The following is a 24421-nucleotide window of genomic DNA, read 5'->3' as shown; positions in this document are numbered from 1 at the left end:
GCCGGTAAGGCCCGGCTGAAGCCTGGTGGCTATCCTTCAGTCTGCGTCAGTCGGCGGCCTCCGGGCGTCACAGATTGCGCATCTTAGCGGTGAAGGGGAGGGGCGGACATGCCCGCAGAGCAGTCGTTCGACGTCTACCGGTTGCCCGAGGAGCACGAGGCGATCCGGGAGGCGGTCCGTGAGGTCTGTGTGGCGAAGGTGGCTCCGCACGCCGCTGAGGCGGATGAGACGGGTGAGTTCCCGAAGGCGTCCTACGACGCGCTGCGGGCGGCCGACTTCCACGCCCCGCACGTCCCCGTCGAGTACGGCGGCGCCGGCGCGGACGCGCTGGCCACGGCGATCGTGATCGAGGAGGTGGCCCGCGCCTGCGCCTCGTCGTCGCTGATCCCCGCGGTGAACAAGCTGGGCACCATGCCGCTGCTGCTGGCCGGGTCCGAGGAGCTGAAGCGGAAGTACCTGACCCCCGTCGCCGCGGGTGACGCGATGTTCTCGTACTGCCTCTCCGAGCCGGAAGCGGGCAGCGACGCCGCCTCGATGACCACCAAGGCGGTCCGGGACGGTGACCACTGGGTGCTCAACGGCGTGAAGCGGTGGATCACCAACGCGGGCGTCTCGGAGTACTACACGGTCTTCGCTGTGACCGATCCCGCAGCCCGCTCCAGGGGCATCTCGGCCTTCGTGGTGGAGAAGTCCGACGCCGGGGTCAGCTTCGGCGCGCCAGAGAAGAAGCTCGGCATCAAGGGCTCGCCCACCCGCGAGGTCTATCTCGACAACGTGCGGATCCCGGCGGACCGCATGATCGGCGCCGAGGGTACCGGATTCGCCACCGCGATGCGGACCCTCGACCACACCCGGGTGACCATCGCCGCCCAGGCGGTCGGCATCGCCCAGGGCGCCCTGGACTACGCCAAGGGGTACATCCAGGAGCGCAAGCAGTTCGGCAAGCCGGTCGCCGACTTCCAGGGCATCCAGTTCATGCTCGCCGACATGGGCATGAAGCTGGAGGCGGCCCGCCAGCTCACCTACGCCGCCGCCGGCAAGTCCGAGCGGGGCGACGCGGACCTGACCTACTTCGGCGCCGCCGCGAAGTGCTTCGCCTCGGACGCCGCCATGGAGATCACCACCGACGCGGTGCAGCTCCTCGGCGGCTACGGCTACACCCGCGACTACCCGGTCGAGCGGATGATGCGGGACGCCAAGATCACCCAGATCTACGAGGGCACCAACCAGGTGCAGCGCATCGTCATGGCCCGCCAGCTGCTCAAGTAGGCGCTGACCAGCAGAACCCCGTCTCCCGGCTCGGGAGGCGGGGTTCGCTGTATGCGGCAGGTCCACGTTGGCATCAACCAAACGGTGGATTTTCCGGTCAACAGTATCCCCGGATGGGTATGGCTGGCAGATCGATTCGTGCCGAGAGCAGGCAAAAGATGCTTGAGCCATGGCAGTCATCGAAGTCAACGACCTCCGCAAGAGGTACGCGGACCTGACCGTTCTGGACGGGGTGTCGTTCTCCGTGGCGGAGGGCGAGATCTTCGGGATACTCGGGCCGAACGGCAGCGGCAAGACCACCACCGTGGAGTGCGTGGAGGGACTGAGGCGGCCCGACGGCGGGTCGATCAGGGTGCTCGGGCTCGAGCCGGTCAAGGACGGGCGCGAGCTACGCGAACAGATCGGGGTGCAGCTCCAGCACACCCAGTTGCCGGAGAACATCAAGGTCTGGGAAGCGCTCGATCTGTATGCGTCCTTCTATGCCCGGCCCCGCGACTGGCGTGAGCTGCTTGAGGAGTGGGGGCTGACGGACAAGCGCAACGCCCGCTTCGGGAAGCTGTCCGGTGGCCAGAAGCAACGGCTGTTCATCGCGCTGGCGCTGGTGGGCAATCCGCGGGTGGCGATCCTCGACGAGCTGACCACGGGGCTCGACCCCCAGGCTCGTCGTACCACCTGGGAGCTGATCAAGCGGGTCCGGGCGAGCGGCGTGACGGTGGTGCTGGTCAGCCACTTCATGGACGAGGTGGAGGAGCTCTGCGACCGCGTCGCCGTCTTCGACCATGGCAAGGTCGTCGCGATAGACACCCCCTCCGGGCTGGTCGACGGGATCGACGCCGAACACCAGATGCGGTTCACGCTGATGGCGGGGGACCTGATCGAGCTGGGTGGGCTGCCCGGGGTTACCGGCGTGACCAGGACCGGAAACCGGGTGGTCGTCACGGGCACGGGTGACTTCGCCACCGCCGTCACCGCTCAGCTCGCCCGCCACCACGTCCTGGTCAGCGATCTACGCATCGACAAGCGCACCCTCGACGACGCGTTCGTCGCCCTCACCGGCCGCTCCTTCGACTCTGCCCACTGACGGAGAAAATCATGACCAAGCTCGCCATCGTCGAACTGAAGCTGCTGACCCGGGAACCCGGGGCGATGTTCTCCCTGCTCATCCCGCTGTTCATTCTGGTGGTCTTCGGCAGCTCGATCGAGCAGGGCGACACCGTGCTCCTGCCGATGGCACTGGCGATCGCCGTGGGGCTCGTCGGCCTGTACCTGCTGCCCACCACCATGGCCACCTATCGCGAGCGGGGCATCCTGCGCCGGCTCGCCACCACGCCGGTACGTCCGGGGAACCTGCTGCTGGTGCAGGTGCTCCTGCAGTTCGTCCTGGCGCTGACCGCGTGCGCGCTGCTGCTGGCGGTCGCCGGCACCGTCCTTGGCGCCCACCTGCCCACCCGGGCGCTGCCCGGTTTGCTGACCTTCCTGTTCGGCACGGCGGCCATGTTCGCCGTCGGCCTGCTCATCGCCGCCGTCGCGCCGAACGGCCGAGCCGCCAATGGGATCGGTGTCCTGCTGTACTTCCCGATGGCCTACCTCGCCGGCCTCATTCAGCCCACCGATCAGATGCCCGTTATCGTGGCCCGCATCGGGGAGTACACCCCGCTGGGCGCCTTCCGGCAGAGCCTGCAGGCCGTCTGGGCGGATGGCGCTCCCAGCCCCCTGCTGGTCGGTGTGCTGGCCGCGTACGCCGTGGTCGTCAGCACCGCTGCGGCGAAGTTCTTCCGCTGGGAGTGAGGTATGACCGCGCGGCTCGACCGGTGGGAGCGGCTGCTGGAGCGCCAGCTGGCGGCCGCGCCGTACGTCTTGCTGGCGACCTCCACGGTGCTCACCCTGCTGACCGATGGCCGGTCGTGGCTCACGCTCGGCCTGGCGGCGTTCGCCGCCGCCTGGATCTGGCTGGTGCCGCGGGGCGCGGTCTACGTCGCGGGGTTGGTGGTGCTGATTGGGGCGCTCTGTACGCAAGGGATGTGGTTTGCCAGCTTCTTCGGCTTCACCGGATACCTCCATTCCTGGCAGTATCTGAGGGGAAATTGGCGGTTCGTCGGGGTGACCGCCACGGCGGCGATCAGCGTCGCGGCCTATCGGGGCGGTTTGCCCGATCCAACCCCTTCCGGGGTGCTCGTCTATCTGTTCTTCATCGCCGCCATCGTGGCAGTGGTCGGCCTGTTCAGCTTCGTCGGCGAGGTCACGGCCGAGCGGAGCGCGGAACGCAAGCGGATGGTGGTGCAGCTCGAGGAGGCACTGCGGGAGAACGCGGGTTTGCACGCTCAGTTGCTGGTTCAGGCCCGCGAGGGGGGCGTGCTCGACGAACGGCAGCGGATGGCGGCGGAAATCCACGACACCCTCGCCCAGGGCCTGACCGGCATCATCACCCAGCTCCAGGCGGCGCAGCAGGCCGAGGACTGGCGGCGTCATGTGGACAACGCGGTCCGGCTGGCGCGGGACAGCCTTGCCGAGGCCCGGCGCTCCGTGCGCGCGGTGGGCCCCGGCCAGTTGGCGGCGGCACCGCTGCCCGAGGCGCTGAAGGATGTCGTCACCCAGTGGGGCGAGCTCAACACGGTACGGGTGGATTTCGCCATCACAGGCACGGTCCGTCCCATGCATCCGGAGGTTGAGGAGACGCTGCTCCGCACCGCGCAGGAGGCCCTGGCCAACGCGGCCAAGCACGCCGGTGCGTCCCGGGTCGGGCTGACCCTGTCGTACATGGAGGACGTGGTCACCCTGGACGTGCGCGACGACGGCGCTGGGTTCGACCCCGAGCGCGCGCCCGACGGCGGGGGCTTCGGCCTGACCTCGATGCGCAAGCGGGTGAGCCGCCTGGCAGGCACGTTGGCGATCGAGTCGGAACCCGGTTTCGGCACGGCGATCTCCGCGAGTGTTCCGGCGGTGACACGTGGCTGAGCCCCTGATCCGACTGCTGATCGCCGACGACCATCCCGTCGTCCGGGACGGCATCCGCGGCATGTTCGCCGGCGACCCGGAATTCGAGGTGCTCGGCGAGGCGGGAGACGGCGCCCAGGCCGTCGCACTCGCGCGGGTGCTGAATCCCGACGTGATCCTCATGGACCTCCGCATGCCCCGGATGGACGGCGTCGCCGCCATCAAGGAACTCGCCAGGCTTGGCATCGCGGCCCGCGTTCTCGTCCTCACCACCTACGACACCGACCGGGACGTCGTACCCGCCATCGAGGCCGGGGCCACCGGCTACGTCCTCAAGGACACCGGCCGCGAGGAACTCATCCATGCCGTTCGTACGGCGGCGCGGGGCGAAGCCGTGCTCTCCCCGTCGGTCGCCACCCGCCTACTCGGCCAGGTCCGCGCCCCCGCCGACCCGTTGAGCGCCCGGGAACTGGAGGTCCTCCGCCTCATCGCCGACGGCGCCACCAACCGCGAGGCCGCCGCGCGCCTGTTCATCAGCGAGGCCACGGTGAAGAGCCACGTGCTGCACATCTACACAAAACTCGGCGTCAACGACCGCGCAGCTGCCGTTGCCGTCGCCTTCCGACGCGGCCTGCTCACTCCCGAGCACGACTGACCGGGCCGGCCGACGGTCGGGCGGGCGGGCCGGTTCCCCGGCCCGCCCGCGGCCGTCATCGGATCTCGGTGGTGCCCTCCGGTCGGCTGGTCGCGCGCGGAGGCGCGGACCACGGCGACTCGCTGCCGGTGCGGCGGGGCAGGGGGTCGGTTGGGGTGGGCTCGGGGTAGCCCACGGTGAGCGGGGCGGTGTCCTTCGCCGAGTCGGACGGGGGCCAGTCGCCGAGCGCGGCGCTGTGCTCGATCGGCTTGTCGGCCGCGGTCAGCTCCGCCCCGGCCGCCGGCTCTCCGGGCCACCGCCGCCAGCGCTGCCCGCTGAACACGGCCATCAGGAGCAGCACGCCGATCAGGAACAGCGTGCCGTTCTCCAGCGGTTGGCGCAGTGGCAGCGGGTCCTCGAACAGCTTCCAGCCCTCGGGGACCTGGTCACGGACGGTGAACGGCGCGACGAACATCCCGATGTACGGGACGGCCAGCAGCAGTCCGGCCACCAGCGGGCCGAACGGCGAGAAGCGCAGCGTGGCGAGCAGGCCGAGCAGGATGCCGGCGACGCCGAGGTAGACGGCCGGCTCGATCAGGTTGGGGGTGCTGTACGTACCGAGTTCCACCCAGCGGTGGATGGTGCGTCCAGATCCGTCCTGACCGAGCGTGACGAGCACCCAGGTGACGGGCGCCACCACCAACCCGGCGAGGAAGCTCCAGAGATGTCGCATCCGCGCACCGTACCGTTTCTGGCATGACAGATCACCCCTCCACCGGGCCGGCGGGCAAGCCGACCTCGTACTCGCGGGTCACGCTGAGCCGGATCATGACCGCAGTTGACGTCAATCTGTACGGGACCGTGCACGGTGGGGTACTGATGAAGTTCGTCGACGATGTCGCCGGGGCGGCCGCCGCCCGGCACAGCGGGGGCACCGCGGTCACCGCGTCGATCGACGAGATCGTGTTCTCCGAGCCGGTCCGGGTGGGCGATCTGGTGCACGCGCACGCCCAGGTCAACTGGACCGGCCACACCTCGATGGAGGTCGGGGTGAAGGTGGTCGCCGAGCGCTGGGACTCGGCCGAGGACGAGCCGGTCCCGGTGGCCACCGCCTACCTGGTCTTCGTGGGGGTGGACGTGGGCGGCGCGCCGCGCCCGGTCCGGCCGGTGCTGCCGGAGACCCCGGAGGACGAGCGGCGCTGCCGGGAGGCGGAGATCCGCCGGGCGCACCGGCTGGCCCGGCGGCGGGCGATCCAGGCGCACCGCGCCGGCTGAGGTGTCAGGAGGGGCCCGCTACAACGCCAGGCGCCAACCAGCGCCCCTCCTTACCGCCCATCCACACAGCCGGCGGTCGGGGGGTGTGGGCAGGGCACGCCCCCTGACCGGCACCGGGTGCGGAGAATGGCATCTCGAGGTAGGGCAAGATGGCGGCACGGCCCATGCACAGTGTCGTGACCGGGCCCAGGGAGGGTGGAGCAGTGGGTGACGTGCTGTGGACGCCGCCGGCCGACGTGCGTGAGCGGTCCCGGATCGGCGACTACCTGCGCTGGCTGGCCGAGCACCGGGGGCTGGAGTTCGCCGACTACGACGCGCTGTGGCGCTGGTCGGTGACCGACCTGGACGCCTTCTGGCGGTCGATCTGGGACTACTTCGAGGTGGTCGCGCACACCCCGCCGACCGGCACGCTCACCGACCGGGCCATGCCCGGCACCCGGTGGTTCCCCGGCGCCACGCTCAACTACGCCGAGAACGTGCTGCGGATGCCCGGCCGGGGCGACGACGACCCGGTGGTGATCGCGCACGGGCAGACCCGCGCGCCGGAGACGCTGACCGCGGCCGGGCTGCGCGAGCAGGTCCGCCGGGTGGCGGCCGGGCTGCGCCGGCTCGGCGTCGGCCGGGGCGACCGGGTGGCCGCGTACGCGCCGAACATCCCGGAGACCTTCGTGCTGCTGCTGGCCACCAGCAGCCTCGGCGCGATCTTCTCCTCCTGCGCCCCCGAGTTCGGCACCCGCAGCGTCACCGACCGGTGGCAGCAGATCGAGCCGAAGGTCCTGGTCGCTGTGGACGGCTACCGGTACGGCGACAAGCCGGTCGACCGGCGGGGCGAGGTGGCCGCCATCCGGGCCGCGCTGCCGTCGCTGGAGCACACCGTCGGCATCGCGTACCTCGACCCGGCCGGCGCGCCGCCGCCCGGCGCGATCTCCTGGGCCGAGCTGGCGGCGGAGACCGACGAGCCGCTGGCCTTCACCCCGGTCGAGTTCGACCACCCGCTCTACGTGCTCTACTCCTCCGGCACCACCGGCCTGCCCAAGCCGATCGTGCACGGTCACGGGGGCATCCTGCTGGAGCACCTGAAGATGCTGGCCCTGCACCACGACCTGGGTCCGGCGGACCGGTTCTTCTGGTTCACCACCACCGGCTGGATGATGTGGAACTTCCTGGTCTCCGGGCCGGCGGTGGGCGCCACGATCGTGCTCTTCGACGGCAACCCGGGGCACCCGGACCTGGGCGCCCTCTGGCGGCTGGCCGCGGAGACCGGCACCACGTACTTCGGCACCTCGGCGCCGTTCCTGCTGGCCTGCCGCAAGGCCGGCCTGGTGCCGAAGGAACTCGCCGACCTTGCCGCGCTGCGCGGGGTCGGCTCGACCGGCGCGCCGCTGCCCGCCGAGGGCTTCACCTGGGTGTACGAGAACGTCGGCGACCGGCTCCAGCTCCAGTCGCTCTCCGGCGGCACGGACGTCTGCACCGGCTTCGTCGGCGGGGTGCCGCTGCTGCCCGTGCACGCCGGGGAGATCACCTGCCGGGCGCTCGGCGCCAAGGTGGAGGCCCGCTCGGCCGACGGCACCCCGGTCATCGGTCAGCTCGGTGAGCTGGTGATCACCGAGCCGATGCCGAGCATGCCGGTCGGCTTCTGGAACGACCCGGAGGGCACCCGCTACCGGGAGGCGTACTTCGAGGTCTACCCGGGCGTCTGGCGGCACGGCGACTGGATCACGATCAACGACCGGGGCGGCTGCGTGATCACCGGCCGTTCGGACGCCACCCTGAACCGGGGCGGCGTCCGGCTCGGCACCGCCGAGTTCTACTCGGTGGTGGAGGGGCTGGACGAGGTCGTCGACTCGGTGGTGGTGCACCTGGAGGACGACCAGGGCGGCGCCGGGGAGCTGCTGCTCTTCGTGGTGCTCGCCGAGGGGCTGGAGCTGGACGACGAGCTGCGGAAGAAGATCTGCCGGGAGCTGCGTACCGCCCTCTCGCCGCGGCACGTCCCCGACGAGATCCACCAGGTCCGGGCCGTCCCGCGGACCCTCTCGGCGAAGAAGCTGGAGGTGCCGGTGAAGAAGATCCTGACCGGCACCCCGGTGGACAACGCGGCGGCCAGGGGCGCCCTGGCGAACCCGGAGTCGCTGACCGCCTTCGCCGCCTTCGCCCAGCGCCGCGCCCACACCGACGAGTCCACGCCCGCCTGACCCAGCGGGTGCCGGTCCGGGCGCCCGGGCCGGCACCCGGTCAGGCGAGGGTGCGGGTGACCTTCTCCGTGGCGGTGCGGGCGTCGAGGCGGGACTGGTCGAGGTTGCCGCAGAGGACGATGCTGGCACCCGCCGTGAGCGGGGCGAGGAGCCAGTCGGTCGGATCGGGATGCCGTGCCGCGTCGACCAGGACGCGGTCGCCGGCGGCGAGGCAGAGCTCCGCGGCCCGGTCGGTCGCGCGGGCCAGCAGCTCGGCGTCCCCCTCGCCGCCCTGCGGGTACGGAGTGAAGTGGTCGCCGTGACCGCGGACCGCCGAGACGAAGTCGGCGAAGCCGGGCGGCACCTCCCGCATCGGCAGGGCGAACGGGTCGAGCGCGAGGAGGTACCGCTCGCCGGCCGACCACTCGCCCGCCTCCGCGACCCGCCCGGCGGCGGCGAAGAGCACGTCCACGTCGCCCGGCGTGTCGACCACGGTCAGCTTCGCCGACCAGCAGCCGAGCAGTACGGCAGCGGTCTGCCAGTGCGGGGGCAGCAGCACGCCGGCCGGGTCGCCGGGAGCCAGGGCGACCTCGTCGACGAGCAGGTTGGCGGTCTTGGCCACCCAGTTGGCGAGGGTCGCGCCGGACAGTTCGGTGCGCTCGCCGGTGGCATCGTCGTACCAGGTCAGCAGTGGTCGGGTGGGGTCGGTCGCGATCGCGTCGGCGAAGACCCGGGCAATGTTGTCGGCCATCGGCGCGAACGATACGCGCCGGTGACCCGTACTCGATGGCAAGGACAACTCGGCGTACCGTCGGGTCGCGGTCACCGCCGGGACCCGGGCCCGGCGTAGGCTTGCCGACAGTGTTGTTCCCCACAGACCGCCTGCCTGAGGAGTCGCCCCGTGACCGCCGGTCGCCCGCCCCGCGTGCTCATCGACGCCACGAGTGTCCCCGCCGACCGTGGCGGCGTCGGTAGATACGTCGACGGCCTGCTCGGCGCCCTCGGCAGGGTCTGCGGCTCCGCCGTGGACCTGGTCGTGGTGAGCCTCCGCACCGATCTGGAGCGCTACACCCGGATGCTGCCGGCGGCCGAGGTGATCCCCGCCCCGGCGGCGGTCGCGCACCGCCCGGCCCGGCTCGCCTGGGAGCAGACCGGCCTGCCGCTGCTGGCCCAGCAGGTGAGCGCCGAGGTGCTGCACTCGCCCTTCTACACCTGCCCGCTGCGGGCCGGCTGCCCGGTGACGGTCACCGTGCACGACGCGACGTTCTTCACCGAGCCGGAGCACTACGACAAGTCCCGCCGGACGTTCTTCCGCAGCGCGATCAAGACCTCGCTGCGCCGGGCCGACCGGGTGATCGTGCCGAGCAAGGCCACCCGGGACGAGTTGATCCGCCTGCTGGACGCCGACCCGACCCGGATCGACGTCGCCTACCACGGGGTCGACCACGCCGCCTTCCATGCCCCGAGCGAGGAGGAGAAGGCCCGGGTCCGGGCCCGCCTCGGGTTGGGCAGCAGCAGCTACATCGCCTTCCTCGGGGCCAAGGAGCCGCGCAAGAACGTCCCCAACCTGATCCGTGGCTGGGCTCGCGCGGTGGCCGACCGGGAGAACCCGCCCGCCCTGGTGATCGCCGGTGGGCAGGGGCACGACGACGACATCGACCGGGCGGTGGCCGAGGTGCCGTCGCACCTGCGGCTGCTCCGCCCGGGCTACCTCCGCTACGCCGACCTGCCCGGCTTCCTCGGCGGTGCGCTGGTCGCCGCCTACCCGTCGTACGGCGAGGGGTTCGGCCTGCCGATCCTGGAGGCGATGGCCTGCGCGGCGCCGGTGCTGACCACGCCGCGCCTCTCCCTGCCCGAGGTGGGCGGCGACGCGGTGGCGTACACCAGCGAGGACCCGGACCAGATCGCCACCGACCTGGCGGCCCTGCTGGACGACGAGCAGCGCCGGCTCGCCCTGGCCAAGGCCGGCTTCGACCGGGCCAAGGAGTTCACCTGGGAGTCCAGCGCGGAGGTGCACATCGCCGCCTGGAGCCGGGCCCGTTCCTGAGTGTTGAATGCCGTCCCACGGACCGCGCGTCCTTAGCATGACGGTTTCGGGCATGATGTGCTGATGTTCTACGCCGTCATCCCGGCGGGTGGCAGCGGCACGAGGTTGTGGCCGCTGTCCCGCGCCGGCCATCCCAAGTTCCTCCACCCGCTGACCGGTACCCCGGCCTCGCTGCTGCAGGCGACGGTGGACCGGCTCTCACCGCTGACCACCCCCGAGCGCACGCTGGTGGTCACCGGGGCCGCGCACGTCGCGGCGGTGGCCCGGCAACTGGCTGGCCTGCCGGAGGAGAACATCCTGGTCGAGCCCTCGCCCCGCGACTCCTGCGCGGCCATCGCGCTGGCCGCCGCGGTGATCGCGGAGCGCCACCCGGCGGCGGTGATGGGCTCGTTCGCCGCCGACCATCTGATCGGTGACCCGGCGCGCTGGGCCGAGGTGGTACGCCAGGCGATCCGGGGCGCCGAGCAGGGGCTGCTCATGACGGTGGGCATCACCCCGACCCGGCCCGAGACCGGCTACGGCTACCTGGAGACCGGCGAGCCGGTGAGCGGCGGTCCGCTGCGCCCGGTGATCGAGTTCAAGGAGAAGCCCGCCGCCGAGGTGGCCGAGGTCTACGTCCACTCCGGCCGGCACCTCTGGAACGCCAGCATGTTCGTCTGGCGGGTGGACGTCTTCCTCGCCGAGTTGGCCCGGCAGCAGCCGGCGATGCACGCCGGGATCACCGCGATCGCGGCGGCGTGGGGCACCCCCGAGCAGGACGACGTGCTGGGCACCGTCTGGCCGACCCTGCCGAAGATCTCCGTCGACTATGCGGTGATGGAGGGCGCGGCGACCGCCGGCCGGGTGGCCACCGTGCCCGGCGACTTCGGCTGGAACGACGTCGGCGACTTCCACACCCTCGGCGAGGTGCTCCCCGCCGACGCCGACGGCAACGTGGTGCTGGGCACCGACGCCAAGCCGGGCGTGCTGTTGCGGGACACCGCCGACCTGGTGGTGGTGCCGCAGTCGGGCCGGCTGGTGGCCGCCGTCGGCGTCCGCGACCTGATCGTGGTGGACACCCCGGACGCGCTGCTGGTCTGCCCGCGGGACCGGGCGCAGGACGTGAAGAAGCTGGTCGACGAGCTCAAGGAGCGCGGCGAGGAGGGCCTGGTCTGACCGCGCCGCCGGCTCAGCCGGCGGCCCGGCGAGCCAGCGCGGCGAGAGCCGGCGCGACGAGTTGGACGGTCCCGTCGGCCAGCGGCTCGGGCAGCCGGTCCGGCGGGAACCAGCCCAGCGCCTCGGACTCGTCGCTGACCCGCTCGGTCGCCCCCGGCGGGGCGAGCACGGCGAACCGGACGTCGTAGTGCAGTGAGCCACCCTGGCAGGAGACCGGGTGGATGTCGACGTCGATCGGAGTCGGGTCGACCACCAGCCCGGCGATCCCGGACTCCTCGCCGGCCTCGCGCAGCGCGGCGGCCGCCAGGGTCCGGTCGCCGGGCTCGCAGTGCCCGCCGAGCTGCACCCACCTGCGGAACTTGCCGTGCAGGCAGAGCAGCACCCGCTCACCGGTGGCGTCGAGCACCAGCGCGCTGGCGGTGACGTGCCCGGGCCGGTGGCCGCGGCTCATCGCCACCGGCCCGGCCGCCAGCAGCTCCAGGGTCCGGTCCCGGTTCGCGGCGGCCGCCGGGCTGGTCGCCGGCCAGCCGCTCAGCACCGCGGTGGCGTCGGCGTGCAGGTCGGCGTACGTCCGGAGGTCGGTGTCCACCCGGACACTCTACGAGCGGGGCCTCCGTACCCTGGCCGGGTGACCCTGCGACTCGTGGAGTTCGTCGTGTCCGGCAACGAGGCGAGCGACCTGCTGCCGGTGCGGTCCCGGGCGCTGCTGCGCGCCCATGGCGCCCGTCGGGGCTTCTGGACGGTGCTGGACGAGGGGCCGGTGGAACGCTGCCTGGCCCTGCTGCTGGAGCGGGACGACGGCGAGTGGGTCGCGCGCCACGTGGCGGCCGACGCCGGCCGGGAGAACGGCCGCACCGAGGACGGCGAGGCGCTCGCCCACCACGACGGCTGGGTGTACGTCTTCGGCTCGCATTTCGGCTCGAAAGCGGGCCCGCTGCGGCCCCGCCGCGCGTTCGTGGCCCGGTTCCGCGAGGAGGATGCCGCCGCCGGGGTGCTGCCGGTGCACGTGGTGCGCAACCGGTTCCGGCTGCACCGGGCGATCAACGACGCGCTCGCGGCGGCGCCGCTGACCCCGCTGCCGCCGGGTGACCGGGTCCGGGACCGGTTCATCGTGGAGACCGTGGCCCGGGGCACCGCCCGGGCGAAGAGCTGGGTGAACCGGCTGGCCGAGGACGACCTGCCGATCAATGTCGAGGCGGCCGCGTTCACCCCGACCGGGACGGTGCTGCTCGGGCTGCGGTTCCCGGTGACCGCCGAGGGCGAGCCGATCCTGGTCGAGCTGGCCGGGGTGGCGGAGATGTTCGCCGCCGACCCGGGATGGCCCGCCGCCGTCGGGGCGTACGCCCTGACCGGGGTGACCCCGCCGGGCGCGCTGGCCGGCTTCCGGGCCGTCGCCCCCACCGCCGACGGCGGGTACGCGGCGGTGATCGGCTCGATCGACGCGCTGGGCAAGGGCTCGGTGCTGCTGGACGACCATCCGCACGGTGGTGAGGTGACCTCGCGGCACGTCGCCTTCCGGTGGGAGGTCGGCCCGGACGCCCGGCTGGCGGGGAAGCTGATGGCCGAGCTGGCCCCGTTCCACCACGTGGAGGGGCTGGCCGAGCTGGATGGGTCCTGCTACTACGTCACGGACGAGGACCACCGGGTGGCGCTCTGGATCGCCTGAGGCGGCCGGACGGGGTGGGACGACCGGATGGCACCTCTGCGGAGTGTCGCCGCAGACCCTCGTGGTGCTGTCCGGTCGTCCGTCTCCCCCGACCCCCCCCCGGTGCTCGCCGGTCGGTGGTGACACGTCCGGCCCGGCAGGCAAGGGAAGTGTGCCCAACCCGCGCGCTCGGCGTCGAGGTTTTTCAGTCCTCGCTTAAAAATGGAGATTTGTTCCAGCGGGTACAGTGCCTGTGGTGGCGGGCACTCCCTCGGTCCGCCCGGGAGAGCGCTCCATGCTGAAGATCCACTTCTCGCGCGAGGACATCCTGCGGACCAGGGTGGCATCCGCCGCGGACCCGGTCTGGGAACTGGTCCTCAGCCTGCACCTGCTCCAGGGCCGCGGGCCTGAGCCACTGATGCTCGAGTGGCGCCGCGCCGTGGCCCGCACCCTGCGGACGGACACCGCCACCGAACGGTTCCGCCTGCTCCTTGCCCTCAACCCGCCGCGCGGCTACTTCCCCGACTTCCTCACCCCGTACGCCAGCCGGGAAGGCCTCGAGGCGGGGCTGGAAGCCGTCCGGGGCACTCCGGTCGGCATGCTGCGCCGTGACCTGGCTGTGCTGGCCGAGGAGAACCATCTGCCCGCCCCGGCCGCCGCGCTGGCCCGGGGCGAGCCCGAGGTGGTGCGCCACCTCACCGACTCGATGGCGCACTACCAGACGTTCGCCATCACCCCGTACTGGCCTCGGATCCAGGCCGCGGTGGAGGCCGACCGGGCGCGGCGGGCCCGCGCCATGCTCGCCGACGGGCCCGAGGGGCTGCTCGCCAGCCTCCGCCCAGCCATGCGCTGGGCGGACGGGGTGCTCGAGGTGCTCGACTACCCGGACACCCGCGAGCTGCGCCTGGACGGCCGGGGCCTGCTGCTGGTCCCGGCCTTCTTCTGCGCCCGGACCCCGGTCGCGCTCCTCGACCCCGCGCTGCCCCCGGTGCTGGTCTACCCCGTCGACCGGCTCGGCGGGCTCGCGCCCGGGCCGGGCTCCGCTGCCGCCGCAGATCCGGACGGCGGCCGGGAGGCCCTCGCCGCCCTGCTCGGCCGCACCCGGGCCGCCGTCCTGGCGGCCGCCGAGGACGGCTGCACCACCGGGGAGATGGCCCGCCGGCTGCACATCTCTCCCGCCGCGGCCAGCCAGCACGCCAGCGTGCTGCGCAACGCCGGACTGCTGGTCAGCCATCGGGACCGCAACACCGTGCTGCACATCCTGACCCCGCTCGGCCGCGCCGTCCTCGACGCCTGACCGCCCAAGTCTCCGCCGCCTGGCCCTCGCCCCCCCGCCCAAGATCCGCGCAGATTCACGGAAAGAGTGGCTATGGCGCGCGGCCTGGCCACTCTTTCCGTGAATTTGTGGCCACACCTCGCCGGCGCTGGCGGGGCCTGCCGTGTGGTGGGGCGGGGGTGCGGCGGGCGGGTCAGACGGCCAGAGCGGCGCTGGCGGTGCTGCCCGTCGGGGGCGGCAGCAGGGCCGAGGAGACGCCCTCGGCGGCCAGCGCGGTCCGCAGTCGTTGCAGGTCGGCGCCGAAGCGCACCAGGTCAGCCTGGTCGACCGGGGCCGGCGGGACACCCAGCACCAGGCCGCTGGCGTGCTCGGGCCAGCCCGGCACACTCGCGGCCAGGCCGGCGCGTACCTCGGCATCGGTGACGTGGGTGAAGACGGTGCCGGGCGCGACCACCTCGGCGACCGCGGCGATCGCCCGGTCGACGGCGGCCGGGTCGGCCGGCGTCGGCCCTGGGCCGTCGGCCAGGGTGGCAGCCTCCCGGAGCCCGGCCGTCCTCGCCTCGGCGGTGCCCAGCGAGAAGAGGTCCAGCTCGGCGTCCCGGACCAGCGCCCGGGCCCCCGCGCCGTCGTCGTCCCGCCCCACACCCAGGTAACCCCGGACGACCGCCACCGGCACCTGGTCGCACTTGCCCTTGATCAGCTCACCGGCGCCGGCCAGCTCGTCCACCACCGCCATCTGGGTCAGCTGGAGCTCGTTGCCGTAGGGGTCGATCTCGCCGCGGTGGTCGCGGATCGCGGGCATCCCGGCCACCCCGAGCGCCACGTCGGTCAGGCCGTTGCGCCACGGCCGGCCCATGGTGTCGCTGATGATCACCGCGACGTCCAGGTGGTACCGGTCGCGCAGGGCGGCCCGCAGCGCCCGGGCGGACGCGTCCGGGTCCTTCGGCAGCAGCACCAGGCGGGTCTTGTCCACATTCGAGGCGTCGATGCCGGCGGAGGCCATCACGAAGCCGTGGTGGGTCTGCACGATCCGGGTGGCCCCGCGGGTGGCCACCACCCGGGCCGTCTCCCCGGCCAGCACGTCGTCCCGGGCGGCGAGCCGGTCCGGCCCGTCCGCCGGCACGTCGACCAGCCGACCCTCCGCCTTCGACACGATCTTGCTGGTCACCACCAGCACGTCGCCGTCGCGCAGCCACGGCGCCGCGGTGGCGATCAGCGCCGCCAGGTCGTCGCCCTCGGTCACGTCGCCGATGCCCGGCACCGGCAGGATCTCCAGTCTCACGCCAGCTCCAACGCGGCCCGGACCATCGTCGCCGTCGCCGCCTCGTCCGTCATCCGCAGTGGTACCGACCGTACGGTCACCTCCGGCACCAGCGTCCCCTCGTCCTCGGGCGCGACCAGCCAGCCGTCGAGCAGACCGCCGGCCGACCCGGCACCGTAGAGACCACCCACCCCGGCCGCACTGCACTCCACGCCGACCACGGCGAGACAGCGGTCGGCCATGCCGCGGACCGGCGCGCCGCCGATGATCGGGGACACCCCGACCACCGGGGCCCGACCGTCGGCCACCGCGTCGCGCAGCCCCGGCACGGCCAGGATCGGGGCGATGCTCACCACCGGGTTGCTCGGCGCGATCAGCACCACGTCGGCCGCCCCGATCGCCTCCAGCACGCCCGGCGCCGGCTTCGCCGTCTCGGCACCGACGAAGACGAACCGGTGGGTCGGGACGTCCGCCCGGTAGCGCACCCACCACTCCTGGAAGTGGATCGCCCGCTGCCCCTGGTCGCCGTCGACCACCACGTGGGTCTCCAGGCGGTCGTCGGTGGCCGGCAGCAGGCTCAGGCCCGGCTCCCACCGGGTGGCCAGCGCCTGCGTGACGGCGGAGAGCGGGTAGCCGGCGTTGAGCATCGTCGTCCGCACCAGGTGGGTGGCGATGTCCTTGTCGCCCAGGCCGAACCAGGTCGGCTCGGCGCCGTACGCGGCCAGCTCGGACTTGACCGTCCAGGTCTCGCCGACCCGGCCCCAGCCCCGCTCCGGGTCGGCGCCGCCGCCCAGCGTGTACATCACACTGTCCAGGTCGGGGCAGACCTTCAGCCCGTGCAGCAGCAGATCGTCGCCGACGTTGACCACGGCGGTCACCTCGGCCCCCACCTCCCGGGCGTACGCCCGGACGCCGAGCAGGAACCGGGCGCCGCCGATCCCGCCGGTCAGAACCACGATGCGCATGGCGTCCATCCTTCCGCACGCGCCGCCGCCGGTCCGCCCGTGGCCGGAGAGACTAGGCTCACGTCGGCAACTGTCCGTTTTCGTCCCCAGGGGGAGTTCGTGATCAGCCCCGCCGAGCCCGCGTCCGGCGACGCGACGCAGGCCAGCCAGGTGACCAAGCCACTGCGCGAACTGGCCGCGCTCGTCCTGCTCGGCGCCACCGCCGTGCTGCTCTTCGTCGGCCTGCTCCGCCTGCTGGTGCCGACGCACGACTACAGCACCATCACCGGCCGGGCGGGGAACACCTTCTTCATCTTCATCGGCTTCGAGTCGGCCGTGCTGCCGCTGCTGGCCGCGCTGCTCGCCACCCACGTGCACCCGGTGCTGCCGCGCGCGAAGGTGATCACCCAGGTGGCCCTCGGCGAGTACGCCTTCGCCCTCCTGTTCGGTGCGCTGACCTTCCTGATCTCGCTGGTCGGCCGGCTCACCAACGGCGATGTGTTGGACGCCTTCTTCGGCCTGCTCACCCAGCTGGCCTGGCTGGCGATCTTCGGGGTCGCCGCGTTCGTGGTGTTCCGCATCTGGCGCAGCCTCTACTACGTGCCGAAGCCCAAGCCGCAGCCCGGCGTGTACGGGCAGCCGCAGCCGGGCTGGCCGCAGCAGCCGGGCGGCTACCCGGTCCCCGGCCACGGCGGCTACGCCCCCGGTGGCCAGCCCGGCGGCTATCCGGTACCCGGCCAGTACGGCTCGCCGCAGTCGGCGCCGCCGTTCAACGCCGCCCCGCCGCCCGCGCCCCCGTACGGTGCCCCGCACCCGGCGCCGCCGTTCGGTCAGCCGCCGTCGGCCGACCCGACCCAGGCCATCCCGCGCCAGCCGGTCGACCCGGGTCAGCCGTCCTCGCCGGACAGCGACCGTACCCAGCGCTTCGACCGGGACGATCCGAACAACTCGCGCTGACCTCTCGCGCCTCCGTGCGGATTTCCGGAAAGAGTGGCTTCCCGACGCCGGGCGGCCACTCTTTCCGGGAAACCGGCCCCGCCGCGCGGGGCGGCGCGGCGTCCGCACTCCGCCGGGGGAGGCAGGGGCGGGTCGTCCAGCGCCTAGGCTGGACGGATGGTTGATCGCACCGAGTCCGTCCCGACCGCGGCGAGTGTGGGGCGGGCGCTGCGCCGGGCCGCCACCGGGCGGGCGTTGGACGTCGACGAGGCGAGCGCCCTGCTGGCCGCACGCGGCGCCGCGCTGGACGAGCTGCTCCGGATCGCCGGCGAGGTGCGCGACGCCGGGCTGCGCGAGGCCGGCCGTCCGGGCGTGGTCACCTTCTCCAAGAAAGTCTTCATCCCGCTGACCCGGCTCTGCCGGGACCGCTGCCACTACTGCACCTTCGCCACGGTGCCGCACCGGCTGCCCGCCGCGTACCTGGAGAAGGACGAGGTGCTCGCCATCGCCCGGGAGGGCGCCGCCCAGGGCTGCAAGGAGGCGCTGTTCACCCTCGGCGACCGCCCCGAGGAGCGCTGGCCGGCGGCCCGGCGGTGGTTGGACGAGCGCGGCTATGACTCCACCCTCGACTACCTGCGCGCCTGCGCGGTGGCGGTGCTGGAGGAGACCGGCCTGCTGCCCCACCTCAACCCGGGCGTGCTGTCCTGGTCGGAGCTGCAACGGCTGAAGCCGGTCGCGCCGAGCATGGGCATGATGCTGGAGACCACCGCCACCCGGCTCTGGTCCGAGCCGGGTGGGCCGCACCACGGCTCGCCGGACAAGGAACCCGCCGTCCGGCTCCGGGTGCTCGACGACGCCGGCCGGGTCGGGGTGCCGTTCACCACCGGGATCCTGATCGGCATCGGGGAGACCCCGGCCGAGCGGGTCGACGCGCTCTTCGCGATCCGCCGGCGGATGCGGGAGTACGGCCACCTCCAGGAGGTGATCGTGCAGAACTTCCGCGCCAAGCCGGACACCGCGATGCGGGGGATGCCCGACGCCGAGCTGCACGACCTGGCCGCCACCGTGGCGGTGGCCCGGGTGGTGCTCGGTCCGCGGGCCCGGATCCAGGCCCCGCCGAACCTCATCGAGGGCGAGTACGACCTGCTGCTGCGCGCCGGCATCGACGACTGGGGCGGCGTCTCGCCGGTGACCCCGGACCACGTCAACCCGGAGCGCCCCTGGCCGCAGCTCGACGAGCTGGCCCGGCACACCGCCGAGGCGGGCTTCACCCTGCGCGAACGGCTCACCATCTACCCGGAGTACGTCCGGGCCGGCGACCCGTGGCTGGACCCGCGCCTGCTGCCGCACGTCACCGCCCTCGCCGACCCGGAGACCGGCCTCGCCGTCGAGGCGGCCCGCCCCGTTGGCCGGCCCTGGCAGGAGCCGGAGGAGGTCTTCGGCGGGCGTATCGACCTGTACACCACCATCGACACCACCGGGCGGACCGGGGACCGGCGCGGTGACTTCGACAGCGTCTACGGCGACTGGTCGGAGGTGGCCGGCAAGGTGACCGTCCCGGTGGCCGGGTCGAGCGACCCCGACCTGCGGGCCGGCCTGCGACTGGCCGCCGACGACCCGGCCGCGTTGCTGGAACCGAGGCACCAGGCCGAGGCGCTGGCGCTGTTCGGCGCCGACGGGCCGGCGCTGGACGAGCTGTGCCGGATCGCCGACGACGTGCGCCGGGACGCGGTCGGCGACGACGTGACGTACGTGGTCAACCGCAACATCAACTTCAGCAACGTCTGCTACGTCGGCTGCCGGTTCTGCGCCTTCGCCCAGCGGGAGTCCGACGCCGACGCGTACCGGCTCTCGGTGGAGCAGGTCGCCGACCGGGCCGAGGAGGCCTGGGCGGCCGGTGCCAGCGAGGTCTGCCTCCAGGGCGGGATCGACCCGAAGATGCCGGTCACCGGCTACGCCGACATCGTCCGGGCGATCAAGGCCCGGGTGCCGGGGATGCACGTGCACGCGTTCTCGCCGATGGAGATCGTCACCGCCGCGGCGAAGGCGGGCGTGCCGGTGAAGGAGTGGTTGCTCCAGCTCCGCGACGCCGGCCTGGACACCATTCCGGGCACCGCGGCGGAGATCCTCGACGACGAGGTGCGCTGGGTGCTCACCAAGGGCAAGCTGCCGGCCGCCGCCTGGGTCGAGGTGGTCAGCACGGCCCACGAGCTGGGCATCCGGTCCAGCTCCACGATGATGTACGGCCACGTCGACCACCCCGGACAGTGGCTCGCCCATTTCCGGGTGCTGGCCGGCGTGCAGGACCGGACCAGCGGCTTCACCGAGTTCGTGGCGCTGCCCTTCGTGCACACCAACGCGCCGATCTACCTCGCCGGGATCGCCCGGCCGGGGCCGACCTGGCGGGAGAACCGGGCGGTGCACGCGATGGCCCGGCTGCTGCTGCACGGCCGGATCGCCAACATCCAGTGCTCCTGGGTGAAGCTCGGCGACGAGGGCACCGTGGCGATGCTCCGGGCCGGCTGCAACGACCTGGGCGGCACGCTGATGGAGGAGACGATCTCCCGGATGGCCGGCTCGGGCAACGGCTCGGCCCGCACCGAGGAGCAGCTGAAGGCGATCGCGGCGGCGGCCGGTCGACCGGCCCGCAAGCGGACGACCGCGTACGGTCACGCCGGCGCGTAGCGTCGAACCTTTCCCCGCCGCCGCCCGTACCAGTGCATGCCGGCGGCGGTCGCGGCGAGGGTCGCCGCCGGTGACCCCTCACGGGGGACCCGGCGGCGTCCGCCTCGGCGGACCCCCGGGTCTCCCGCCACCGCGGGCGCTGCGGCGTCGGCCCGGAGAGGTTGCCCATGACCAGTGATCAGCGGAAGCGGCCCTGGCCGCGACTGACCCGCCGGCAGACGTTGACCGCCGCCGCGAGCGCCACCCTGGGCGCCGCCGCCCTCACCGTGCCGGGCCTGTCGGCCGCACAGAACACGCCCTCCTCGGGCCGCCGCGACGAGCCGATCGTGGTGCACCTCCGCGACGCGGCCTCCGGCGCGCTGGACGTCTTCGTCGGCACGAAGCGGATCCAGGTACGCGACCGCGGCCTGGCGGACCGGCTGGTGCGCGCCGCCGGCCGGCGCTGACCGGTACGCGTCGCCGTCGGCGGCGCGACCCGCTCCCGGCGCGGGCTCTCGACGCCGGTCGTCCCCTCGACTTCATTTCGACGAAGGTGTGGTCCGCCATGTCCTCTCACCGCGAAGCCCCCGAGATAGCCAAGGATCCGGTCGCCGACAGCTCTGACCTGTACGCGTTCGTCAGCCCCGACCGGCCGGACACGGTCACGCTGATCGCCAACTACGTGCCGGTGCAGCTTCCCTCCGGCGGCCCGAACTTCTTCGAGTTCGGCGACGACGTCCGGTACGAGATTCACCTCGACAACGACGGCGACGGTTATCCCGATGTCACCTATCGCTTCGAATTCACCACCGAGATCACGAATCCGAACAGCTTTCTTTACAACACCGGACCGATCGAGTCGCTGGACAGCAAGAACTGGAACCGGCGGCAGTTCTACCGGTTGACCCGGGTGGCGGACGGCCGGGCGCACGTGCTGGCGCACAAACTGCCCTGCCCGCCGTGCAACGTCGGTCCGCTCTCCACGCCGAAATACCACGATCTCGTCCGGCAGGCCACGTACCGGCTGTCGACCGGGGAGAAGGTCTTCGCCGGGCAGCGGGCGGACGGGTTCTTCGTCGACCTGGGCGCCATCTTCGACCTCGGTACGCTCCGCCCGTTCCAGCAGCTCCACGTCGCCGGCAAGAAGCTCTTCAAGACCGAGGGCCAGCCGGTCAACGCGCTGGACCGGACGAACGTGCACAGCATCGCGGTGCAGGTGCCGTTGAGCCTGGTACGCCGCAGGGCCAGCCGCTACGGCTACGCCGACCGCGCCTCGACGATCGGCGTGTGGACGACCGCGTCCCGCCAGCAGGTCCGGGTGCTCGGCGACCGGCTGGCCGCGGACACCGCCGCCGGCCCCTTAACCCAGGTCTCCCGGCTGGGTAACCCGCTGTTCAACGAGGTCATCGTGCCGATGTCCAAGAAGGACCTGTGGAACACGCTGCCGCCCGCGGAGGACAAGCGGTTCGCCGAGTTGGTCGAGCGCCCCGAGCTGGCCGCCCTGCTGCCCGCGCTCTACCCGGGCGTCTTTCCCAACCTGGACGCGCTGAACAAGTCCGAGAAGCCCCGGGCCGACCTGGTGGCGATCCTGCTCACCGGCATCCCGGCCGGACTGGTCGACGGTTTCGCCAACACCACCGGCGACGTCCAAGCCGACATGCTGCGGCTGAACACCGCCATCCGGCCCAATCGCAAGCCGGACCGCTTCGGCTTGCTCGGCGGCGACCTGGCCGGCTTCCCGAACGGCCGGCGGGTCGGTGACGACGTGGTCAGCATCGCGCTGCGGGCGATCGCCGGGGTCACCGTGCCGCTGGTGGACAAGACGTTCAAGCCGGACGCGGCGGCGGCCGCGGTGACCCCGGGACTGAGCGCCGCCGACGTGACCGCGCCGTTCCTCGGCGACTTCCCGTTCCTCGGCACGCCGTACGACGGGTTCAGCAACCCACCGACGAAGAAGCCCTGAGGAGCGGGCCGTGCACCAGCACCAGCACACCCTCGGGCCGTCGGAGAGCGGCAGCGTCGTGCTCGACCTGGGCGGCACCTCCGGAGCGCTGATCATCTACACCGGACGCGAGCTGCACGGACGGGAGATCGAGATCAGCCGCGCCGACCGGGAGGGGCCGCGCACCCACTCGGCGGTACGGGAGCGCCACGTCCGCGACGGGGTGTTCCACAGTGCCGTCTACCCGGATCTGGAGGCGGGCCGCTATACCGTCTGGTGGGACGAGCGCACTGCGGCCGGCGCGATTTCCGTCACCGGTGGCGCGATCGCCGAGTTCGTCTGGCCGACCAGCTCACCTCCGGGGGCGAGCTGACCGTACCCACCCTGCCCGCCGTCGCGCCCCGTCCATCAGGTGGACGGGGCGCTGTCGGCGGGTCCGGGCTCGACGGGCGGTTGTGCGCCGGGCGGGTTAACCTTTGCCCCACGACAATGCTGATCTTGAACGGTGTCGCGAAGGCCGCCCGGGTACGGCCCGCCGAAGCCTCCCGCGGGGGCCTCCGGCGGTGTCCGCACCGGGTGCGCCACGGCGAAAATCTTGGGCAACTCGCCGGAGAGGGCGTTACTCGTCCGGGGTCTGAATCGATAGGGCAGGTTGCGAGGCTCGGGCGGCTCGGATGGTCGTCCGGCACGTGTCGGGAGGGCGACTCCATTATCAAGTTCGGCTTGACGGCGCACGCATTACACGCGTGTAATTTGAATGGGGTTGTTCGTTCGGAACACAACAAATTGGGCCCGGACGGACAAGCACGCCTTTCGCGTGGGGGGTTGCAGCGGCGATGACGCCGGTGCGCGACAAGGAGGCAACTGATGGACGGCCAGCTCGAGGTGGCCGACCTGCTCGGAAACGCGCCGGAGTGGCAGGAGCGGGCGCTCTGCTCGCAGACCGATCCGGAGGCGTTCTTTCCCGAGAAGGGCGGCTCGACCCGCGAGGCGAAGCGCATCTGCTCGCGGTGTGAAGTCAAGACGGAATGCCTGGAATACGCCTTGGGCCACGACGAGCGGTTCGGGATCTGGGGCGGGCTCTCGGAGCGGGAGCGGCGCAAGCTGAAGCGGCGGGTCGCCGCCTGACGTACCGGGCCGGGGCGGTGGGGGCCGCCCGGCTCGGGCCGACAGCTCGGCCGGTGGGGGCCGGCCGGGATCTGTGGGCGCAGCCGGACCGGTGACCGGTCAGGCCAGCTCGTCGGGGTCGACCCCGAGCAGGTTCGCCACCTGCTCGATGATGACGTCGTGCACGAGATCCGCGAGGTCCTCGCGGTCCATCGCGCGGAACTCCAGCGGTCGGCGGTAGAGCACGATCCGCGGGGGCACCTCCTGCCGTCCCGGGCGTCCGGGCAGCAGCCGGGCGAGCGGCACCTCGCCGTCCTCCAGCACGTCCGAGTCGTAGACGTTCAGGTCCGGCGGGACGTCCTCGACGGCGAACTCGACCCCGGCCAGTTCCTTGGCGAAGCGGCGTTCCAGGGTCTCGACCGTGTCCAGCACCAGGTCGTCGAAGACCTCGGCCTTGGTCCGGGCCAGCGGTACGGTGGCCGGCACCAGCCGCCCCCGCAACCCCCGCCCGTGACGGTCGCGGTGAGTGCGCCGGCCGGAGCCGGGGCGGCGGTTATCCGGGCTCGTCATGACGCAAAGGGTAGCCCGTGCGACCTGGCTGCTCGCCGTTGCGCCGTCGGGACGGCGCGCCAGTGCTCCGATCGGATGATGTGTGATCACCATGACGGGCGTGTCGCAGCGCGAAGCGATGCGCCAGACCCGGTAAGGGAGATACCCTGCCGCCGTGAGGTCACCACGGCGCTGCTCCCGTAACGGCTGCCCCCGGCAAGCGGTCGCCACATTGACCTATGTCTACAACGAGTCCACCGCCGTGGTGGGCCCGCTGGCGGCCTTCGCCGAGCCGCACACGTACGACCTCTGCGAGCCGCACGCCCGTAGCCTCACCGCGCCGCGCGGCTGGGACGTGGTCCGGCACGAGGGCGAGTTCGAGCCGCCGCCGCCCACCACCGACGACCTGGTCGCCCTGGCCGAGGCCGTCCGCGAGGCCGCCCGCCCCGCTCCACCCCGCCCCCCGGAGGACGACCACGCCCTCCCCCAGGCCCCGCAGCAGGGCCGCCGCGGCCACCTCCGCGTCATCCCCCCCACCCACTGACCCCCCCGCAGCCCGCACGCCGCGCCCGACGCTTCCGTCGATCATGAAGTTGGCGGCGTTTTGATCTC

24 protein-coding genes are annotated in these 24421 nt (G+C 72.6%); 18 read left to right on the top strand and 6 right to left on the bottom strand.

The window, feature by feature from the left end; genetic code table 11:
* Positions 1–108 precede the first annotated feature (108 nt).
* The 5 genes from ACFYOS_RS03050 (at position 109) to ACFYOS_RS03030 (ending at position 4858) form a co-directional block, all read left to right on the top strand.
* Entirely contained in the window at positions 109–1269 is a 1161-nt protein-coding gene (locus ACFYOS_RS03050; RefSeq protein WP_387135486.1) for an acyl-CoA dehydrogenase family protein, read from the top strand.
* A gap of 169 nt (positions 1270–1438) precedes the next feature.
* Complete coding sequence (locus ACFYOS_RS03045) at positions 1439–2350, top strand: ABC transporter ATP-binding protein (protein ID WP_387135484.1); 912 nt, start codon at positions 1439–1441, stop codon at positions 2348–2350.
* An 11-nt stretch (positions 2351–2361) separates the two neighbouring features.
* Complete coding sequence (locus tag ACFYOS_RS03040; protein ID WP_387135482.1) at positions 2362–3057, top strand: ABC transporter permease; 696 nt, start codon at positions 2362–2364, stop codon at positions 3055–3057.
* A gap of 3 nt (positions 3058–3060) precedes the next feature.
* Positions 3061–4224: a sensor histidine kinase gene (locus ACFYOS_RS03035; protein ID WP_387135479.1), complete on the top strand. Its 1164-nt coding sequence runs from the start codon at positions 3061–3063 to the stop codon at positions 4222–4224.
* Positions 4217–4858, top strand: a complete 642-nt coding sequence (locus tag ACFYOS_RS03030; RefSeq protein ID WP_387135476.1) for a response regulator — start codon at positions 4217–4219, stop codon at positions 4856–4858. Before ACFYOS_RS03035 ends, ACFYOS_RS03030 begins: the two co-directional genes overlap by 8 nt.
* A 55-nt stretch (positions 4859–4913) precedes the next feature.
* Here ACFYOS_RS03030 and ACFYOS_RS03025 read toward each other — a convergent pair whose 3' ends face one another.
* The gene (locus tag ACFYOS_RS03025; RefSeq protein WP_387135473.1) at positions 4914–5570 is read right to left on the bottom strand and encodes a hypothetical protein; all 657 of its coding nucleotides are present in this window, start codon (positions 5568–5570) and stop codon (positions 4914–4916) included.
* A 23-nt stretch (positions 5571–5593) separates the two neighbouring features.
* Here ACFYOS_RS03025 and ACFYOS_RS03020 point away from each other — a divergent pair, with 23 nt between their 5' ends.
* Together ACFYOS_RS03020 and ACFYOS_RS03015 are read left to right on the top strand one after the other, a co-directional pair.
* Positions 5594–6112: an acyl-CoA thioesterase gene (locus tag ACFYOS_RS03020; RefSeq protein WP_387135471.1), complete on the top strand. Its 519-nt coding sequence runs from the start codon at positions 5594–5596 to the stop codon at positions 6110–6112.
* 203 nt (positions 6113–6315) lie between these two features.
* The gene (locus tag ACFYOS_RS03015; protein WP_387135468.1) at positions 6316–8304 is read left to right on the top strand and encodes an acetoacetate--CoA ligase; all 1989 of its coding nucleotides are present in this window, start codon (positions 6316–6318) and stop codon (positions 8302–8304) included.
* A 40-nt stretch (positions 8305–8344) separates the two neighbouring features.
* Here the strand turns inward: ACFYOS_RS03015 and ACFYOS_RS03010 are convergent, their stop codons facing one another.
* Complete coding sequence (locus ACFYOS_RS03010) at positions 8345–9034, bottom strand: TIGR03089 family protein (protein WP_387135466.1); 690 nt, start codon at positions 9032–9034, stop codon at positions 8345–8347.
* 150 nt (positions 9035–9184) lie between these two features.
* Here ACFYOS_RS03010 and ACFYOS_RS03005 point away from each other — a divergent pair, with 150 nt between their 5' ends.
* Positions 9185–10330, top strand: coding sequence for a glycosyltransferase family 4 protein (locus ACFYOS_RS03005; protein WP_387135464.1), 1146 nt, complete (start codon positions 9185–9187; stop codon positions 10328–10330).
* Positions 10331–10393: 63 nt separating this feature from the next.
* Positions 10394–11485 carry a mannose-1-phosphate guanylyltransferase gene (locus ACFYOS_RS03000; RefSeq protein ID WP_387135462.1) on the top strand — a complete coding sequence of 364 codons (1092 nt, stop codon included), beginning with the start codon at positions 10394–10396 and terminating at the stop codon, positions 11483–11485.
* Between the two features lie 13 nt (positions 11486–11498).
* On the opposite strand, the gene ACFYOS_RS02995 is transcribed toward ACFYOS_RS03000, so the two are convergent.
* Positions 11499–12074: an NUDIX hydrolase gene (locus tag ACFYOS_RS02995; protein ID WP_387135459.1), complete on the bottom strand. Its 576-nt coding sequence runs from the start codon at positions 12072–12074 to the stop codon at positions 11499–11501.
* 39 nt (positions 12075–12113) lie between these two features.
* Between ACFYOS_RS02995 and ACFYOS_RS02990 the strand changes: the two genes are divergently transcribed.
* Positions 12114–13151 (top strand): hypothetical protein, encoded by a 1038-nt coding sequence (locus ACFYOS_RS02990; RefSeq protein ID WP_387135457.1) that lies wholly within the window; start codon positions 12114–12116, stop codon positions 13149–13151.
* 235 nt (positions 13152–13386) lie between these two features.
* Positions 13387–14427: an ArsR/SmtB family transcription factor gene (locus tag ACFYOS_RS02985; RefSeq protein WP_387135454.1), complete on the top strand. Its 1041-nt coding sequence runs from the start codon at positions 13387–13389 to the stop codon at positions 14425–14427.
* Positions 14428–14599: 172 nt separating this feature from the next.
* On the opposite strand, the gene ACFYOS_RS02980 is transcribed toward ACFYOS_RS02985, so the two are convergent.
* Both ACFYOS_RS02980 and cofD read right to left on the bottom strand, forming a co-directional pair.
* Complete coding sequence (locus ACFYOS_RS02980; protein ID WP_387135451.1) at positions 14600–15688, bottom strand: coenzyme F420-0:L-glutamate ligase; 1089 nt, start codon at positions 15686–15688, stop codon at positions 14600–14602.
* Positions 15685–16632, bottom strand: a complete 948-nt coding sequence (cofD, locus tag ACFYOS_RS02975; RefSeq protein WP_387135448.1) for a 2-phospho-L-lactate transferase — start codon at positions 16630–16632, stop codon at positions 15685–15687. The genes ACFYOS_RS02980 and cofD overlap by 4 nt, the downstream gene beginning before the upstream one ends.
* A 99-nt stretch (positions 16633–16731) precedes the next feature.
* Here cofD and ACFYOS_RS02970 point away from each other — a divergent pair, with 99 nt between their 5' ends.
* The 6 genes from ACFYOS_RS02970 (at position 16732) to ACFYOS_RS02945 (ending at position 23281) form a co-directional block, all read left to right on the top strand.
* Complete coding sequence (locus tag ACFYOS_RS02970) at positions 16732–17568, top strand: hypothetical protein (RefSeq protein ID WP_387135446.1); 837 nt, start codon at positions 16732–16734, stop codon at positions 17566–17568.
* 156 nt (positions 17569–17724) lie between these two features.
* Complete coding sequence (locus ACFYOS_RS02965; RefSeq protein WP_387135443.1) at positions 17725–20232, top strand: bifunctional FO biosynthesis protein CofGH; 2508 nt, start codon at positions 17725–17727, stop codon at positions 20230–20232.
* A 167-nt stretch (positions 20233–20399) separates the two neighbouring features.
* Positions 20400–20678, top strand: a complete 279-nt coding sequence (locus tag ACFYOS_RS02960; RefSeq protein WP_387135440.1) for a hypothetical protein — start codon at positions 20400–20402, stop codon at positions 20676–20678.
* Positions 20679–20776: 98 nt separating this feature from the next.
* Positions 20777–22174, top strand: coding sequence for a DUF4331 domain-containing protein (locus tag ACFYOS_RS02955; RefSeq protein ID WP_387135437.1), 1398 nt, complete (start codon positions 20777–20779; stop codon positions 22172–22174).
* Positions 22175–22184: 10 nt separating this feature from the next.
* Positions 22185–22526: a phospholipase gene (locus ACFYOS_RS02950; protein WP_387135434.1), complete on the top strand. Its 342-nt coding sequence runs from the start codon at positions 22185–22187 to the stop codon at positions 22524–22526.
* Between the two features lie 494 nt (positions 22527–23020).
* A complete protein-coding gene (locus tag ACFYOS_RS02945; RefSeq protein WP_013284161.1) occupies positions 23021–23281 on the top strand; it encodes a WhiB family transcriptional regulator in 261 nt (86 codons plus the stop codon).
* A gap of 99 nt (positions 23282–23380) precedes the next feature.
* On the opposite strand, the gene ACFYOS_RS02940 is transcribed toward ACFYOS_RS02945, so the two are convergent.
* Entirely contained in the window at positions 23381–23830 is a 450-nt protein-coding gene (locus ACFYOS_RS02940; protein ID WP_387135432.1) for a metallopeptidase family protein, read from the bottom strand.
* A gap of 154 nt (positions 23831–23984) precedes the next feature.
* Between ACFYOS_RS02940 and ACFYOS_RS02935 the strand changes: the two genes are divergently transcribed.
* Entirely contained in the window at positions 23985–24353 is a 369-nt protein-coding gene (locus ACFYOS_RS02935; RefSeq protein ID WP_387135430.1) for a DUF3499 domain-containing protein, read from the top strand.
* Positions 24354–24421 lie beyond the last annotated feature (68 nt).

The sequence above is a fragment of the Micromonospora sp. NPDC005806 genome, assembly GCF_042871425.1.
Lineage (GTDB): Bacteria > Actinomycetota > Actinomycetes > Mycobacteriales > Micromonosporaceae > Micromonospora.
Note: the sequence above shows the minus strand (reverse complement) of the source record. Positions and strands in the feature narration are given on the sequence as shown.